At 56.6% G+C, this 15,803-nt stretch carries 13 protein-coding genes; 4 read left to right on the top strand and 9 right to left on the bottom strand.

Annotated features, from left to right (window positions below; all coding sequences use genetic code 11):
* Positions 1-15 precede the first annotated feature (15 nt).
* Together AC6I8A_RS20555 and AC6I8A_RS20550 are read right to left on the bottom strand one after the other, a co-directional pair.
* The gene (locus AC6I8A_RS20555; RefSeq protein WP_497819063.1) at positions 16-1,317 is read right to left on the bottom strand and encodes an LLM class flavin-dependent oxidoreductase; all 1,302 of its coding nucleotides are present in this window, start codon (positions 1,315-1,317) and stop codon (positions 16-18) included.
* A gap of 32 nt (positions 1,318-1,349) precedes the next feature.
* On the bottom strand, positions 1,350-2,420 hold the full coding sequence (locus tag AC6I8A_RS20550) for an iron-containing alcohol dehydrogenase family protein (RefSeq protein ID WP_497819062.1): 1,071 nt from the start codon (positions 2,418-2,420) through the stop codon (positions 1,350-1,352).
* Between the two features lie 287 nt (positions 2,421-2,707).
* Here AC6I8A_RS20550 and AC6I8A_RS20545 point away from each other — a divergent pair, with 287 nt between their 5' ends.
* From AC6I8A_RS20545 to AC6I8A_RS20535, 3 genes are read left to right on the top strand one after another with little or no spacing between them, the layout of a single operon-like run.
* Complete coding sequence (locus AC6I8A_RS20545; protein WP_497819061.1) at positions 2,708-3,253, top strand: GNAT family N-acetyltransferase; 546 nt, start codon at positions 2,708-2,710, stop codon at positions 3,251-3,253.
* Positions 3,250-4,392: an amidohydrolase gene (locus tag AC6I8A_RS20540; protein ID WP_497819060.1), complete on the top strand. Its 1,143-nt coding sequence runs from the start codon at positions 3,250-3,252 to the stop codon at positions 4,390-4,392. Before AC6I8A_RS20545 ends, AC6I8A_RS20540 begins: the two co-directional genes overlap by 4 nt.
* Complete coding sequence (locus tag AC6I8A_RS20535) at positions 4,392-5,705, top strand: MmgE/PrpD family protein (RefSeq protein ID WP_497819059.1); 1,314 nt, start codon at positions 4,392-4,394, stop codon at positions 5,703-5,705. The genes AC6I8A_RS20540 and AC6I8A_RS20535 overlap by 1 nt, the downstream gene beginning before the upstream one ends.
* Here the strand turns inward: AC6I8A_RS20535 and AC6I8A_RS20530 are convergent.
* Positions 5,702-5,926 (bottom strand): hypothetical protein, encoded by a 225-nt coding sequence (locus AC6I8A_RS20530; RefSeq protein ID WP_008103158.1) that lies wholly within the window; start codon positions 5,924-5,926, stop codon positions 5,702-5,704. The two genes, AC6I8A_RS20535 and AC6I8A_RS20530, sit on opposite strands and share 4 nt — an antisense overlap.
* Before the next feature lie 114 nt (positions 5,927-6,040).
* Positions 6,041-6,166 carry a hypothetical protein gene (locus AC6I8A_RS20525; RefSeq protein ID WP_008103156.1) on the bottom strand — a complete coding sequence of 42 codons (126 nt, stop codon included), beginning with the start codon at positions 6,164-6,166 and terminating at the stop codon, positions 6,041-6,043.
* A gap of 328 nt (positions 6,167-6,494) precedes the next feature.
* Here AC6I8A_RS20525 and AC6I8A_RS20520 point away from each other — a divergent pair, with 328 nt between their 5' ends.
* Positions 6,495-10,205 carry an FAD-dependent oxidoreductase gene (locus AC6I8A_RS20520; RefSeq protein WP_497819058.1) on the top strand — a complete coding sequence of 1,237 codons (3,711 nt, stop codon included), beginning with the start codon at positions 6,495-6,497 and terminating at the stop codon, positions 10,203-10,205.
* Positions 10,206-10,343: 138 nt separating this feature from the next.
* Here AC6I8A_RS20520 and AC6I8A_RS20515 read toward each other — a convergent pair whose 3' ends face one another.
* The 5 genes from AC6I8A_RS20515 to AC6I8A_RS20495 all read right to left on the bottom strand — a co-directional run bounded on the left by AC6I8A_RS20515 (position 10,344) and on the right by AC6I8A_RS20495 (position 15,565).
* A complete protein-coding gene (locus tag AC6I8A_RS20515) occupies positions 10,344-10,598 on the bottom strand; it encodes an AbrB/MazE/SpoVT family DNA-binding domain-containing protein (protein ID WP_265302889.1) in 255 nt (84 codons plus the stop codon).
* A gap of 61 nt (positions 10,599-10,659) precedes the next feature.
* The gene (locus tag AC6I8A_RS20510; protein ID WP_497819057.1) at positions 10,660-12,960 is read right to left on the bottom strand and encodes a molybdopterin-dependent oxidoreductase; all 2,301 of its coding nucleotides are present in this window, start codon (positions 12,958-12,960) and stop codon (positions 10,660-10,662) included.
* Positions 12,961-12,994: 34 nt separating this feature from the next.
* A complete protein-coding gene (locus tag AC6I8A_RS20505) occupies positions 12,995-13,756 on the bottom strand; it encodes an amino acid ABC transporter ATP-binding protein (RefSeq protein ID WP_061719602.1) in 762 nt (253 codons plus the stop codon).
* Positions 13,749-14,672 carry an amino acid ABC transporter permease gene (locus tag AC6I8A_RS20500; RefSeq protein WP_256698846.1) on the bottom strand — a complete coding sequence of 308 codons (924 nt, stop codon included), beginning with the start codon at positions 14,670-14,672 and terminating at the stop codon, positions 13,749-13,751. The genes AC6I8A_RS20505 and AC6I8A_RS20500 overlap by 8 nt, the downstream gene beginning before the upstream one ends.
* Positions 14,669-15,565 (bottom strand): ABC transporter substrate-binding protein, encoded by an 897-nt coding sequence (locus AC6I8A_RS20495; protein WP_293794082.1) that lies wholly within the window; start codon positions 15,563-15,565, stop codon positions 14,669-14,671. Before AC6I8A_RS20495 ends, AC6I8A_RS20500 begins: the two co-directional genes overlap by 4 nt.
* Between the last annotated feature and the right edge of the window lie 238 nt (positions 15,566-15,803).

Below are 15,803 nucleotides of genomic sequence, written 5' to 3'. Positions count from 1 at the left end.
GTGCTCCTGAAGGGATTAAGCCACCGGCAAGCCGAGGTTTTCACGCAGCGTGGCGAACTCGTAATCATCCCGGAACAGGCCGCGACGGCGCAGTTCCGGGATTACCAGCTCAACAAACAGATCCAGCTGCTCGGACATAATCGCCGGCATGATATTGAACCCATCCGCGCCGCCCTCGTTCAGCCACAGCTCGAAATCATCGGCGATATCTTCGGCGGTACCGACAATCACGCGATGTCCACGTGAACCGGCCGCTACCGCCGCCAGCTCGCGCAGCGTCAGATTTTCACGCTTCGCCATGTCGGTCATCAGTTTGACGCGGCTCTGGTTACCTTCACCCAGCGGCACTTCTGGCACCGGACCATCCAGCGGGAACTGGCTGAGATCCATGCTGAAACGCAGCGACAGCTGACGCAGACCGTTTTCGATATCCACCAGCGTGTTGAGCTCTTTCCACAGCGCTTTGGCTTCTTCGCGCGTGTGGCCAACAATTGGCATCACGCCCGGCATGATCACCACGTGATCCGGATTACGTCCGGCGGCAATTACCTGATCTTTCTGCGAACGATAGAAGGTTTGCGCTTCTTCGAGGCTGGCCGCAGCGGTGAAGATCACTTCAGCGGTTTCCGCCGCCAGTTTCTGGCCATCGGCGGACGATCCTGCTTCGATGATCACCGGACGGCCTTGCGGTGAGCGGGTGATATTCAGCGGGCCTTGCACCTGGAAGTGTTCGCCCTGGTGGTTAATCGGCTGGATTTTGTCATCAACAAAGTACGCGCCGGTCTCTTTATTCGGCTGCACCGCGCCCTCTTCCCAGCCGGCCCACAGTTTTTCCGCTACTTCGAGGAATTCACGCGCCCGCGCATAACGCTCGGCGTGGTTCGGCATATCGTTGCGGCTGAAGTTGCGCGCCACATCGGTGGAGAACGAGGTCACCACGTTCCATGCGGCGCGACCACGGCTGATATGGTCCAGCGAAGAGAAGCTGCGCGCCATGGTGAACGGATCGCTGAAGGTGGTGGACGCGGTGGCCGCCAGACCGATGCGTTTAGTGTTGACCGCCAGCGCCGACAGCATGGTCAGCGGCTCCAGGCGCGCCATGGTCGATGGCAGGCGATACATGCTGGTGGCCAGCGCATCGCCGACGAAGAACAGATCGAATTTACCGGCTTCGGCTTTTTTTGCGATAGTGATCAGCCAGTCAATGTCAGTCGGATCGCCGAGTTTTTCCGTCAGGCGCCAGCCGCTGACGTGTTGTCCTACTGGCTGCACGAAAAGGCCTAAACGGATGCGGCGTTGTTGTTGTGAGTTAGCCATTAATTTGTCCTGGTCAATAAAAAGTGGTGCGATTAAAAAGTGTTCTCGGTCGCCAGCAGCGCCTGTTCCAGCGCATCAGCAGAGATGCGGAATGGCAGACGTTCGGCGCTGGCCGCCGGGAATTTAATTTGTTCCGCGATAGTGCGGATCGTTGCCGCGCGGTCGCCGGTTAACGGTGCTAAGGTCAGCGGCATGTCGTACTCACGCAGCAGCGCCAGCAAATCGGCATCCGGCACGCCGTTATGTTCAATCAGCGATTGCACCAGCAGGCTGTAACCCACTTTTTCGCCGTGCAGCCATTCGTGCAGCTCCGGCTGATACGTCAGACGATTGTGAATGGCGTGGGCAAAACCCGGCGTGGGCAACACATCGCGCACGCTGTTGGCTAATCCGGCCAACACGATGTTGGCATCGATGATTTTCACCAGCTCCGGCGTGACAATCTGCTGTTCGTTAGCCGCAACCGCCGCTGCACCCAGCTCGCGATAGAGATCCAGTGCGCGTTTGGCAGTCATTACTTTGAGATCCAGCGCCAGATCGTGGGGATTGTTACGCTGATAAGGATAGAACTCGTAATATTTGGCCAGCGCATCAACGATGCCGGCTTTCAGATAACGCACGTCGCTGCGCGCGATAATCTCGCTATCCACCAACACCAAATCCGGCATTTTACCCAGCGGCTGGCTGCGCACATGGCCGCCCTGCTCATTGTAAACAATCGCTACCGGCGACCAGGCCGCGCAGGTTGCGGCAACCGTGGCGAAGTTGATCACGTTGAGATTGGGCAATTGGCTACCCACCGCTTTCGCCGCATCCAGCACGCGTCCGCCACCGACCGCAAACAGCAGTTCAACGCCCTGCTGCTCGACATTTTGCTTCAGGGTTGCAATCGCGGCATCGGTGCATTCACCGATCAGATACTCTATTTCCCAGCGAATAGCATTGGCTTCAAGGCTGTGGGTTAATTCCGGATTAACCGCCTGCCAGGCGCGAGGAGAAGTAAAGATGCGAATATGGGAAGCGTAAGGTTTGATAAATTCACCGGCGCGCGCACGCAAACCGGATTCATGTGCATATGCACGCGGAGATTTGATCGCTAACACGGCGTCACCCTGATTAAGAATAAGGCTATAACGGATTAAATTAAGATAATTCAGAGGGTTAATACAGAATAGTTATAGCGCTATGTATTTTCTGCATACTACGGTAAATAACGATTTAAGCAATGCAAAAGGGGTGATTTCATTTTCACAAATTCGCATTAGCTTAGTTATTTTTCACATATAGCGGGGAATGGCTTTGCTGGTAGTCTGATCTCTTTTGTATGAATGCCTGTTAGGTCGCCATTAATGGCGACCCTACAAAAGCGCATATTTTCCCGGGGATATCTATGTCACTTGAATTTCGTCAGGTCAGAGAAGACGAGGTGGAAACCTATCAGGCGCTGATGCATGCCGCGTATGCGCCTACGCTGGCACTGGGCATCAAGTTTGATGCCGCTACCGCCGACCTTGCCAAAACGCTGCGTCATCTGCAAAGCAACGGTGTTTATGCCCTGTATGCCGATGAGGTGATGGTCTCATCCGTTACCGTACGTTATCCGTGGGGACCGCTGCCCGGCCCGTTTGGCCTGCCGCACATCGGCTGGTTTGGCGCGCATCCCGATTATCCCGGCAAGCAATATGGCCGTCAGGTGCAGGATCGCCTTGAGCAGGAGATTCTGCTGGGCCAATTACGCGCGCCTGCGGTGTCGCTCGGCACCGCCACCAGCCATCCGTGGCTGATCGAGATGTACAAAAAGCGCGGTTTCCAGCTGATGCACACCACCGATCTTGGCAAAGGCCACATTACGCAATATATGAAGAAAGTATTGGATGAAGCCGCCCACGATGCGTGGTTAACACGCCAGGCGGCGCAACAAGGAGTAACAGCATGAGCCAATCACTCGACACCTTAGGCGAACAGCTGATCGCTTTCCGCCATGAACTGCACCGTTTTCCTGAGCTCTCCAATCAAGAGTTTGAAACCACCGCACGTATTCGCCAGCAATTAGAGAAACACCATATTCGCGTGCTGGATCTGCCGCTCAAAACCGGTTTAGTCGCGGAAATAGGTCGTGAAAACGGTCCGCTGATGGTGCTACGTTCTGACATCGATGCGCTGCCGATTGAAGAGCAGTCGGATGTGAGCTTCCGTTCTGAACGTCCCGGCGTGATGCACGCCTGCGGCCACGACTTCCACAGTTCGGCGGCGCTGGGCGCGGCGATTCTGCTCAAACAGCAGGAAGATACGCTGCCAGGTCGCGTGCGCATTCTGTTCCAGGCGGCGGAAGAGACCGGCCAGGGCGCGCCCGATGTGATCGCTACTGGCGCGCTGGATGATGCGGTGGCTATTTTCGGCATCCACAACGATCCGTCTCTGCCGCCAGGCGTGGTTGGCAGCAAAGCCGGTCCGTTAACGGCGGCGGTTGATCGCTTTGATATCAGCATCACTGGCATTGGTAGCCACGCCGCTAAACCGCATGAGGGCAACGATCCGATTGTGATTGCTGCGCAAATTATCTCGGCGGCGCAAACGCTGATCAGCCGCAATGCGCCATCCGGCGATAACGCGGTGGTCTCGATCACCCAGATTCATAGCGGCAGCACCTGGAACGTGATTCCGGATAGCGCCTGGCTGGAAGGCACGGTGCGCTCCTTCTCACAGAAGACGCGCGAACGTCTTGAACAGCGCTTCCGTGAGATCGTGCAAGGTATTGGCGCTGCCTTTGCCGCCGAGGTGAAATTCAACTGGCATGCAGGCCCGCCTTCGGTGGTGAATGACGCGCACTGGGCCGATTTTGCCTTGCAGCAGGCCAGCGCCAGCGGCTTTGAGGCGCGCGTGGTGGAAGCCAGCCCAATTGGCGAAGATTTTGCGTTCTATCAGCAACAACTGCCAGGCGCATTCATGATGATTGGCACCGGCGAGCCTTATGCGCTGCACCATCCGGCGTTTCGCATTAATGATGATGTGCTGCTGCCGACGTCGCGCTATCTCGCCAATCTGGCGGTCGCGGCTCTCAAGAGCGTGAGCTGATGAACCTGACTGCCGCGCTGGCTGAGCGCATTGTTCACAGCCAACCTGACGACCTTGCACGTGCTGCCGCACGCCAGGGCGTGCGTGATTTCCTCGCCGTCAGCTGGCCGGTATTGCAAGGCCAGGTGCCGGATAGCGGTTTACCGGCGCTGCGCAGCGTATATGGCGACGGCAGCGCGCGATCTCACGCGCTGCTGCTCGGTTATGCCAGCCACGCGTTGGATTACGATGATTTTCACGCGGATTTTCGCGGACATCCCAGCGTGGTGATTCTGCCCGCGCTGTTTGCCTGGCAGCAGCTGCAGCCTTCTGAGCTGGATCAGTTCCTTGATGCCTACGCGATTGGCGTTGAAGTCGCCGGACGTTTAGGTCTCGCCGTCAGCCAGCAGCATTACGCCTTAGGTAATCACAATACCGCGACACTCGGCACGGTTGCCGCCGCCGCCGCGCTGGCGCGGTTGCTGGCTTTAGATGTCTCTGCCACCGCGACGCTGATCGGCATCGCCACCACGCAGGCCAGCGGTTTACGCGCGCAGTTTGGTTCGGCGGTGAAGCCGCTGCACGCGGGGTTTGCGGCAGAACGCGCGGTGACCGCCGCCCAGCTTACGCTGGCGGGTTTTGATGGTAAGCAGGATGGCGTGATCGAAGCATTTATCTCTGCCACCAGCAACGGCCAGGCGCAGCCGGAAAAGCTGATTGAGAACTGGGCGCAGCCGTGGCGCATTGTTACGCCTGGACTGGAGTTCAAACCCTTCCCCACCTGCGCCGGTACGCACAGCGCCGCCGAAGCCACGCGCATCTTGCGCAATGAATGGCTGGCTAGCGGTAAATCACTGGAAACATTGCTGCAAAGCATTAGCGAGATTAGCGTGGCGTTTCCGCCGGGCGGCGATATTGCCGCATCGGTGCGTGTGCCGACCAACGGCATTGAAGCGCGTTTCAGTCTGGAATACGTGATTGCCGCGATGCTGATTTATGGCGATTTACGCTTGCAGGATTTTGCCGAAGGCGAGTTGAATCAGGAAGTGATGCCGCTGGCGGCTAAAGTACTTCGTATGCCAGATGAAAATGCGCCACCGGATGCGATTAACCCGGCGCTGCGTTTTCATCTGGTGACGATTAGGCTACGCGATGGCTTGCAGTTGCAGCATCACCGCACGCGTCAGCAATCGCTGGCCGATGCGGTGGATGTCGCAGGCAAGCTGCGCGCGGCACTGCAGCAGGAATCCCCGCAACGCCAGCAACAACTGCTAAACAGCAGCGAGCTGGCTAGCAGCGCGCATCTGGCGCAATTAACCCAGCTGCTGGGTTAGAGCGTTTCAACCGGCTCCAGCGCATCCTGAATGGCATCGGCCAGATTTGCGATCTCATTGGCAACCGCCTGCAAATCCCACGATGCCTTTGATCCGCTGGCAGAGGTTGAGGCGCTAACTGACTCTTTTGCCACCGCTAATGCCGCCGCAACCGCAACGGTGCGTTTATGCTGCTCAACCGTGACGCCAATCGCTGGCTGTGTGAAATAGTCGTTGACCATCGTATCTCTCCCTTAAGTGTTAAAAAAATAAATGAATCCTGGAGAGGTATTATGGGGGAATTACAGCAGAGTGCACTCTAAATAGTGAGCCGCCAGCGGCGGCTCGACCCATTTTCAGATTTTAGGTTGCTGATCTTCAGGGAATTCAGTATCGCGGGGTAAATCATCATCTTCGTCGGGTAATGTTTCATCATCACCTGGTAGTGGAATTACATCATCATCATCTGGACGTTCTGACATAGGACCCTCCGTAAACCCGAAGTGGGTTAATTAAAGTGTAGTGATGAAAAAAATTAATACTCGTGCTTCTTTTCAATATGTGAGTTAAGCGTAAGAATTAGTTTAACTATGTCATTTTATTTTAACTTTGCCGCTTCACTTAATTACGCAAAACTCACGCTAGGCTTATTTTCTTTTCAGCTCAGTGATTTGCGTTAAGCTAAAGCGTGGTTATAATTTTAATTAGTTTTAATATTCATTTAATAGGCCGCCATTAATGGCGACCCTACAATGTAGTTAATTTCTTTTATTTACTTCACTTTCCTGAATTTTATTCCGGGGGAACACCATGCCGCCATTTTCCAGCTTTTGGCAAGCCGGTTATGAGGGAGCGGATCATATCAATCCCTTCGGCGAACGGCTTTCAATGAATGCGCTGACCGACCATTTATCGCAATACCACAACGATTACGCCGCGCTGCAGCAGTTTGGCATAACCTCGGCCCGTGAAAGTATTGGCTGGCGACTGGCGGAAATGGAACCGCACGCCACACTCGAAAGTTTAAAAAAACGCATGAATTCAGCGCGCTCATTTGGCATGCAAATTAACTGGACCTTTTGCCATTACGGCTGGCCGGACGATTTAACCTTATTTTCCAGCGAATTTGTGCCGCGCTTCGCCGCTTTTTGTCAGCGCATAGCGCTTTTTCTCGCGGAATATTATGAAGAGGCACCGATTTATTCACCGATGAATGAAATCTCGTTTATGGCATGGGGAATTTCTGTCGGCCTGTTTGGCAATAATGCACACAGCGATCCCGATGAGATTAAACGTCAATTAATTCGCGCCACGCTAGCAGGTTGCGCTGCTATTCGCCGCGCCGATCCGCGTGCACGTTTCCTGCACTGCGACCCGATTATTCATGTGGTGCCGGATGAAGACAGCGATGCGTGTCGGCAGCGCACCCGCGATATCAACGCGTCGCAATATCAGGCGTGGGACATGATCGTCGGTTTGCGCGAACCGGAGCTCGGCGGCAAGCCGCACTACCTCGATGTGGTTGGTGCCAATTATTACCACGGCAATCAGTGGCTCACCGGGTCCGGCTGTCGGCTGGAGTGGCATCTGGGCGATGCGCGCCGCGTGCCGCTGCATCCGCTGCTGACGCAGTTAACCGAACGTTACCAGCGGCCCATTTTGCTGGCGGAAACCAGCCACGTCGGCAGCGGACGCGCCGCCTGGCTTACCCAAGTGACCGCCGATGTCGCGCAAGCCCAACTCAACGGCAGTGATATTCGCGGCATCTGCCTCTACCCGATTATTGATCGCCCGCTTTGGGAAGATCTGCAGGACTGGCCACGCAGCGGATTGTGGGATGTCGATCCTCACAAAAAGCGCCTGCTGAACCCGGTTTATGCCGCGTCATTACAGCAATCACAACGAGTATTAGCCCGTTTTCAGAGACTTATCATCCCAAACAGCAGGCCAGAGGAAAGCACCATGCAACAATCCGTATTAGTGGTATTCAGTCATTTACGTTGGGGATTTGTTTTTCAACGTCCACAGCATCTGTTGTCGCGCCTCGCCCAGTGCCACCGCATTGTGTTTATCGAAGAACCGATTTATCAGCCCGGTGAAGCCGCGTTACGCCACTATCAACCGGCACCGAATGTGACGGTGATCGAGCCGCATACCGATGTGGCCGCGCCCGGCTTCCACGACAGCCAAATCGCTGTGCTGCAGCCGCTACTGGCCGAGCTGCTGGATCACGATGAAACGCCGCTGGTGTGGTTTTACACGCCGATGGCGCTGCCGCTTTTGGCCTGCTTCACCCCGAGCGCGATTATCTATGACTGCATGGATGAGCTTTCCGCCTTTAATCAGGCACCGCGTCAACTGCAGCAGCGTGAATCGGCGCTGTTGAGCCGTGCTGATTTGGTGTTTACCGGCGGCACCAGCCTGTATGAAGCGAAGAAACATCGCCATCCGCAGGTTTACTGCTATCCAAGCAGCGTCGATGCGGGACATTTTGAACAAGCGCTGGACCGCACTAACGGCCATCCGCTGCAGGAAAACCTGCCCAAGCCGCGCCTCGGCTATTACGGCGTGATTGATGAACGCCTCGACCTGACGCTGATTGCCGCGCTAGCAGATGCGCATCCTGACTGGCAGATCGTGATGGTCGGCCCGGTGGTAAAAATTGACGTCGCCAGCCTACCGCAGCGCAGCAATCTGCATTGGTTTGGACAGCAACCTTACGCCGCCTTGCCGCACTTTCTCGCTGGCTGGGATGTGTGCCTGATGCCGTTCGCGCTCAATCCATCGACGCGTTTTATTAGCCCGACCAAAGTGCTGGAATACATGGCGGCGCAGCTGCCGATCGTCAGCACCGCGATTGCCGATGTGGTGCGCCATTACGCCGAGGTGGTGAGCATCGCCGATTCTCATCAGAGCTTTATTCAGGCCTGCGATGCCGCGCTCAACATGCCGCTCGAAACCCGCTATCAGCTGGCGAAAAACATGGCGGCACGCGTTGCGGCAACTTCGTGGGATCGCACCGCTGAAGAGATGCAGGCGCATATCGTGGCGCTGACGAAACGCCCGATTTCCCAGCCCGACGTGGCCGCCGCCCGTCCACCAGTGCAGGCGCACAATACTGTTGAGTGCTTGATTCTCGGTGCCGGGCCAACCGGATTGAGCGCCGGTTATCACTACGGCGCGGGCGCGGTGGTGCTGGAGAAAAATGCCAGCGTGGGCGGCTGGTGCCGTTCGGTCGAGGATCAGGGATTCACCTTCGATCACGCCGGCCACATTATGTTCTCCAACGATCCTTACGTGTTGCGTTTGTACGACATCCTGCTGGGCGACAATCAGCACTGGCAAACGCGTGAAGCCTGGGTTTACAGCCATGATGTTTACACCCGTTATCCGTTCCAGTCGGCACTGCACGGTTTGCCCGCCGAGGTGATTGGCGAGTGCGTGTTGGGTGCGATTGAGGCGCGCTATGCTTCACCTCCCGCTTTGCAGGCAGTCGCCACCGAAGCGCGTCGCGACTGCTGCGCCGATGGCGCCATCCCGGATGGTGAAACCTTGGCCTGTCCGCCGGAAAGCGAAGATTTTGAGAGCTTCATTTTCCGTACCTGGGGCAAAGGCATCGCGCGACATTTCGCCCTGCCGTATAACCAGAAACTGTGGAAAACCCCGCTGGTGAATATGGAGACTTCATGGCTCGGCGGACGCGTGCCGCTGCCGGATTTGGAGCAGATCATCTCCGGCGCGCTGGCGCCGCTGGATAAGCCGGTCGGTCCCAACGCGCGCTTTGGCTATCCGCTGCGCGGCGGTTTTCAGGCGCTGATGGAAGGATTTCTGCCCCATCTGAATTGCGCGCTGGAGATGGAAGCGGACGTCAGTGATATCCAGCCGCTGCAACGGCGCGTGCTGTTGCGTGATGGTCGCCAGTTCCATTATGACCAGATGATCAGCACCCTGCCGCTGCCGGAGCTGGTGCGGTTGATGGGCAGCTTTGCGCCCGAGGCGGTGCAGAAAGCGGCGCAGCAGTTGCGCCATATCTCGGTGCGCTGCGTCAATCTGGGCATTGGCCGCGCGGATATCAGCGACAAGCACTGGATTTACTATCCCGGCAACACGCTGTTCCATCGCATCTTTTTACAGGGCAACGCCAGCCCGCACTGTAATCCACAAGGCGGTTTTGGCCTGACCTGCGAAATGACCTATCGCGCCGATCAGCCGCTGCCTTGTGAAGGTGATGCGTTGATTGAACGCTGTATCGCTGATTGTATTCGGGTCGGCATCATCAATGCCGATGATGAAATCGTGACCGCCAGTGAAGTGGATATGCCGTACGCCTATGTAGTGTATGACCATCAACGCACCGCTAACGTTACACTCATTCGCAGCTGGCTGGCGACGCAAGGCATCCATCTTTCCGGGCGCTACAGCGAGTGGGAATATTACAACTCGGACCACGCGTTCCTCGCCGGAAAACGTGCAGCGGAAACGGTGAAAGAATTGACGCAAAACCGGAAAACCACGGCATGAGATGAAAAAGCGGGTCAGTTAAGGGGCAATTGGTCGCCATGAATGGCGACCCTACGAATGTTGAGTGAGTTTTCAGCGTTTCAACGCGGATCAATCAAATCCACCACCATCGACAGGATTTCGTCCATGATGTGTGGTTCAACTTTCGCGGCAAAACTCGTCTCTTACTGCCTGATTGAACTTACGAATCTCGGCCTGATCAATGCCAGCTAACAGTTGGTCAATTGTTTTCCTGCCTCGTGCAATCCGGTTAACAGGTTTGATGTTGATTGACTCGTCAGTTGTAGTGACATCCAGCTCAATCCCCACATGCCAACCGGCTTTGGTCGCAATATCACTGGGAATTGTTAGCACGAGGTTTTCACCTTGCTGACGCATTTTGGTTAAGGCCATATATCACTCCAAAGTGAGCATTAATGCTCACATCCTTTGCCGGTCGCCATGAATGGCGACCCTACGAGAATGATAATGTATTTGGCGGATTAAACGCCTGTACCGGCGTCACTTCACCTTGATATTTCCGCACCTGTACCACGGTGATTTGCCCGCTGCAGCCTTGTGCCAGCGACGAGGTGCCGATATCCAGCGTCAGCACATTAGGATTGCCGTGACGACACAGAGGACGCAGCGCGGTGGGATCGACCGGATCGTACCAGGCGCCGGTCGGCAACTGCACCACGCCGCGCATAATGGATTCGGTCAAACGCGCACTGGCGAGTACGTGGCCGCGCGCGTTATAGAGCTCGATGATATCGCCATCGTTAATACCCAACGCGGCCGCATCAGCCGGATGCAAACTGCACACTTCGCGGCCATCGCGTTTACCGCTCAGGCTGTAATCCCCAAAATCGAGCTGGCTGTGCAAGCGCGTCGCCGGCTGATTGGCAATCAGCCAGAAGGGATGATCGGCATTCGGTTGCTGCTGCGGCTCGCGCCATACCGGATGACCGGGACAGTTTTCATAATTAAAGCTGGCGATGGTGGCGGAGAAAATTTCGATTTTCCCACTCGGCGTCGGCAGCGGCGACGCTTCTGGATCGGCGCGGAACGCGTTAATCATGCGGCCGCCATCTTTCAGCTGCGGCAGCTCCAGCACGCCTTGTTGCCAGAACTTCTCGAAGTCGGGGATCTCAACCTGATGCGCCGCCAGCTTCTGTTGCAGCTGAGCGTAATGATGCTGCAACCAGCCGCGCGTATCGCGTCCTTCGGTAAAGGCTTCTTCCCGCCCTAAACGGCGTGCCAGCTCGGTGAAAATCGCGTAATCATCTTTGGCTTCGCCGAACGGCTGCGACACCGGCTGCATGGCAAACAAATGGCGATCGGTAGGTGCGCCGCCAATGTCTTCGCGCTCCAGCGTCATGGTGGCGGGCAAGACGATATCGGCATGGCGCGCGCTGGCGGTCCAGGCGATTTCATGGACGATCAGCGTATCCAGCTGGCAGAAAGCCTGACGCAGGCGCGCGAGATCCTGATGATGGTGGAACGGATTGCCGCCCGCCCAATATGCCAGACGGATGTGTGGATAGGTTAAGCGGCGGCCATTGTAGTCAAATTGTTTGCCGGGATTGAGCAGCATATCGGCGATACGCGCTACCGGAATCAGGCGATCGATGCCGTTCTTGCCCTGCGGCAGTGCCGGGAAACTCACCAGATTGTGATGCTTGCCGTAATGGCCTAGCGCGCCAAGCGCATAGGTGTAGCCACCGCCCGGCAAGCCCGGCTGACCGAGCGCGGCCGCCAGCACCAATCCCAGCCATACCGGTTGTTCGCCGTTTTCGGCGCGCTGCAAGGCATGCGCCACCGTCACCAGCACGCGTTTGCCGTGCAACTGGCGGGCGAAATCCCTGATGAACTCCGCGCTGACGCCGCAAATTTCTGCTGCCCACGCCGCATCGCGCGGCGTGCCATCTTCTTCGCCACGAATGTAGGCCGCCATTTCTGGCCAGCCCACGGTGTAGCGCGCGAGGAAAGCCTCGTCGGTCAGCTGTTCTGCGATCAATACCGATAACACGCCAAGGATGAAGGCCGCGTCAGTGCCCGGTCGCAGCGCCAGCCATTCGCCCTGCGCTTCCTCAGGCAGATCGCTTTTCAGCGGGCTAACCGAGATAAAGCGCGTGCCACGCTGCGCCGCCTGCTGCATAAAGCCGCGCTCGGTGTGTTCGCTCAAGCCGCCGCTGGCGACCTGTGAGTTTTTTAATGCTAAACCGCCAAATGCCAGCACGATTTCGCTGTGCTGGGCGATCTCTTCCCAACTGACGCCGCGACGGGCAATTTCATTCATGTCGCCGACGATATGTGGCAGCAACACCGACGCAGAGCCGGAGCTGTAGCTGTTAACCGAGCGCACGTAGCCGCCGAGCGTGGTGTTGAGGAAGCGATGCACCTGACTTTGTGCGTGGTGGAAGCGCCCCGCGCTTGACCATCCGTAAGAGCCGCCGAAGATGCCTTCCGGGCCATAAGTGTCGCCGACGCGTTGCAGTTCGCGCGTTACTAACGCGTAAGCGTCATCCCAGCTCACCGCGACGTACTCATTGTTGCCACGACGATCGTCCGGGCCTGGTCCGTTCTCCAGCCAGCCACGACGCACCATTGGACGGGAAACGCGCGCCGGATGGTTTAATGCAGTGCGGAAATTTTGCAGCAGCGGACTGGGATCGGGATCGCCCTTAAACGGTTCGATGGTGAGCCGATCGCCCTGTTGCTGGGCATGAAAAGCGCCCCAATGGGCGCTGTGCATTACCGGTTTTTGCGTCATCACTGTTCCTGGCATCAAAAAAGAAAAACGGTGCTTAAAGCACCGTTGCAATAAAGTTTCTTACGCGCCCGTTTTCCGGGTCGTCGAGCACTTGCTGGGTTGGCCCCGCCGCCACGATTTTGCCGCTTTCCATAAACACAATGTTGTCGGCTACCTCGCGCGCAAAACCAATCTCGTGGGTGACCACCACCATGGTGATGCCAGAGTGCGCCAGCTGTTTAATCACCTGCAGCACTTCGCCAACCAGTTCGGGGTCGAGCGCTGACGTCGGTTCATCAAACAGCATCACGCCGGGATCCATCGCCAGCGCGCGAGCAATCGCCACACGCTGCTGCTGTCCGCCGGAGAGATTCTGCGGCCACTCTTCTTCGCGGCCTGACAAACCCACTTGCTTCAGCAGCGACAGCGCTTTGCTGGTCGCCTGCTGACGGCTCTGCTTCTTCACGCGCATCGGCGCATCCACAATGTTCTGCAATACGGTGCGGTGCGGGAACAGGTTAAACTGCTGGAACACCATGCCGATTTCGGCACGCTGACGCGCAACCTCACCGCTGCTTAACTCGTGCAGCGCCTGGCCTTTCTGCTTGTAGCCGATGATCTCGCCGCCGATGCGAATGGTGCCGCCATCCAGTTTTTCCAGATGGTTAATGCAGCGCAGCAGCGTGGATTTCCCGGAACCGGATGGCCCAAGGATCACCGTGACTGAACCGGCAGGAATATCCAGGTTCACTTCATCTAGAATGGTGACGCCAGAGAAGCGTTTGGTGACTTTACGTAATGCGATCGCCTCACCCATTGCTGACGCTCCTTTCTGCTTTCGCCGCTGAAAAACCCGGCAGCGATTTCAGCAAACTGCGTTTTTCCCGGCGTGTGACGCCACGCCCAAAATAGCGTTCCACATAGAACTGACCGACTGACAGCACCGAGGTCATCAGCAGATACCACAAGGTTGCCACCAGCAGCAGCGGAATCACTTCATAGGTGCGCTGGTAAATAATCTGCGCCGAGAACAGCACGTCCTGCAGCGAGATCACGGACACCACCGCCGTGGTTTTAAGCTGACCAATGATTTCGTTGCCGGCTGGCGGCATGATGGCGCGCATCGCCTGCGGTAGCACGGTGTGACGGAAAATCTGTGAAGGGCGATAGCCAAGCGCACGCGCGGCTTCCAGTTGGCCGTTGCCGACGCTCTGGATACCGGCACGCACAATTTCAGCGGCATAAGCGGATTGGTGCATCACCAGCGCGATCACCGCCGCACTGAATGGGCTGACTAACGCATTAGATTGCGTGCTCCAGATTTCGCCGAGGCCCGGAATCGACAAGGCGATGGTGGGATAAAGCGCCGCGATGTTGTACCACAGGAACAGTTGCACCAGCATCGGCACACCACGGAAGAACCAGGTATAAAACCAGCTCACCCCCACCAGTACCGGATTGGAGGAGAGGCGCATCAGGGCCAGCACCGTACCAAAAGCAAAACCCAGCACCACAGAGATCGCGGTGAGCTGCAGCGTCATTAATACGCCTTGCAGGATCGATTCGCCGGTAAAGTTCTCCGCAATCACGCTCCATTCGAAGCGTGGATTGTTAATCATCGAGTTCGCCATCGCCACCACGCACAACAGCACCACCAGCGCACTCAGCCAGCGTCCGTAGTAACGTTTGCCGACGATTTTCAAATCGCCGGTGTGGTCGTGAAAATCACTCATTGAAAGATTTCCTGATTGCGTTTGGCTTCTTTAACAGCGCCAAAGCCGATGCCCCAGTTGTCGAGGATCTTGTTGTAGCTGCCATCTTTGATCAGCGAGTTCAGCGCGGCCTGCACGGCGGGCTCCAGCGCAGAATCTTTCGGGAACGCAACGGAAACTGGCGCATCGTGTACGGTGATTTCGCCGCTCATGGTCAGCGGTTTGATCACTTTCACCTGCCACAGCAAGCCTTCATACGGGCCAAGGAACATCGGCACGCGACCGCTTACCACCGCCTGCACACCAGCTGGACGATCCGGGAAGACGGAGACTTTGATTGGCTTTTTACCCGCCGCTTCACAGGCTTTGCTGGCGTCTTCAAGGCGCGTGACCTGCGTGGTACCGGAACCGGCACCCACTTCTTTACCGCATACGTCAGCCAGTTCTTTGAATGGTGCGATGTTGGCATCTTTACGCGAGATAATGCCGAGGCGGCTGGCATCGTAGTAACCGACGAAGTCGATGATTTTGGCACGCGCTGGCGTGGCGTTGATGTTGGAGAGCGCCACATCGTAACGACCGGTTTTCAGGCCAGGAATGATGTTGTCGAATCCGCCGGTGTCGCGCCACTGAACCTGGATTCCCAAGCGTTCGCCCACGGCATTCATGATATCGATTTCACGACCGGCCAAGGTTTTGTTGTCTTCTTTATAGAAGGTGGTTGGCGGCGTGTTGGGGTTGGTTCCGGCAACAATGTAGCCACGTTTCACCACATCCGCCGGCAGCAAACTTTTCAGCGCGGGATCGGCCTGCACGTGGATTGAGCTGTCAGTTGGGACGGATTCATCGGCGGCGAACGCGGTGTGTGCACTCAGCGCGAGCGCAAGAATTGTCATGCCTTTGGCGAATTTCACTGGAACCTTTCTCCTGATTTATAAAAAGTTTCCCCACAGGGAAAAGGCGTTGAGGTAGCGATGGTTTTGTCTCCTGACTCACCTCGCGCGAAAGGCGCGTGGCGGAAGGAATTGTCATCCTCAGAACGTCCCGCTGAACATTCTCTGGAAGATAGATAACAATCACAAATGCGAAAAAAACATATCTATTGCCGAAATATGGCAATAGCCGCAAGCACGGTTGCAAGGCGGGATTTCC

Source organism: Pantoea sp. X-Soil-ISGK-275, assembly GCF_059730795.1.
This window is presented reverse-complemented; position numbering and strand designations above follow the sequence as displayed.

Bases quoted from the DNA above. Each gene is read 5' to 3' on its own strand.
- AC6I8A_RS20505 (WP_061719602.1), bottom strand. From the start codon at position 13,756: ATGGGTGAGGCGATCGCATTACGTAAAGTCACCAAACGCTTCTCTGGC.
- AC6I8A_RS20545 (WP_497819061.1), top strand. From the start codon at position 2,708: ATGTCACTTGAATTTCGTCAGGTCAGAGAAGACGAGGTGGAAACCTAT.
- AC6I8A_RS20520 (WP_497819058.1), top strand. From the start codon at position 6,495: ATGCCGCCATTTTCCAGCTTTTGGCAAGCCGGTTATGAGGGAGCGGAT.
- AC6I8A_RS20525 (WP_008103156.1), bottom strand. From the start codon at position 6,166: ATGTCAGAACGTCCAGATGATGATGATGTAATTCCACTACCAGGTGAT.
- AC6I8A_RS20500 (WP_256698846.1), bottom strand. From the start codon at position 14,672: ATGAGTGATTTTCACGACCACACCGGCGATTTGAAAATCGTCGGCAAA.
- AC6I8A_RS20515 (WP_265302889.1), bottom strand. From the start codon at position 10,598: ATGGCCTTAACCAAAATGCGTCAGCAAGGTGAAAACCTCGTGCTAACA.
- AC6I8A_RS20555 (WP_497819063.1), bottom strand. From the start codon at position 1,317: ATGGCTAACTCACAACAACAACGCCGCATCCGTTTAGGCCTTTTCGTG.
- AC6I8A_RS20540 (WP_497819060.1), top strand. From the start codon at position 3,250: ATGAGCCAATCACTCGACACCTTAGGCGAACAGCTGATCGCTTTCCGC.
- AC6I8A_RS20535 (WP_497819059.1), top strand. From the start codon at position 4,392: ATGAACCTGACTGCCGCGCTGGCTGAGCGCATTGTTCACAGCCAACCT.
- AC6I8A_RS20510 (WP_497819057.1), bottom strand. From the start codon at position 12,960: ATGACGCAAAAACCGGTAATGCACAGCGCCCATTGGGGCGCTTTTCAT.
- AC6I8A_RS20530 (WP_008103158.1), bottom strand. From the start codon at position 5,926: ATGGTCAACGACTATTTCACACAGCCAGCGATTGGCGTCACGGTTGAG.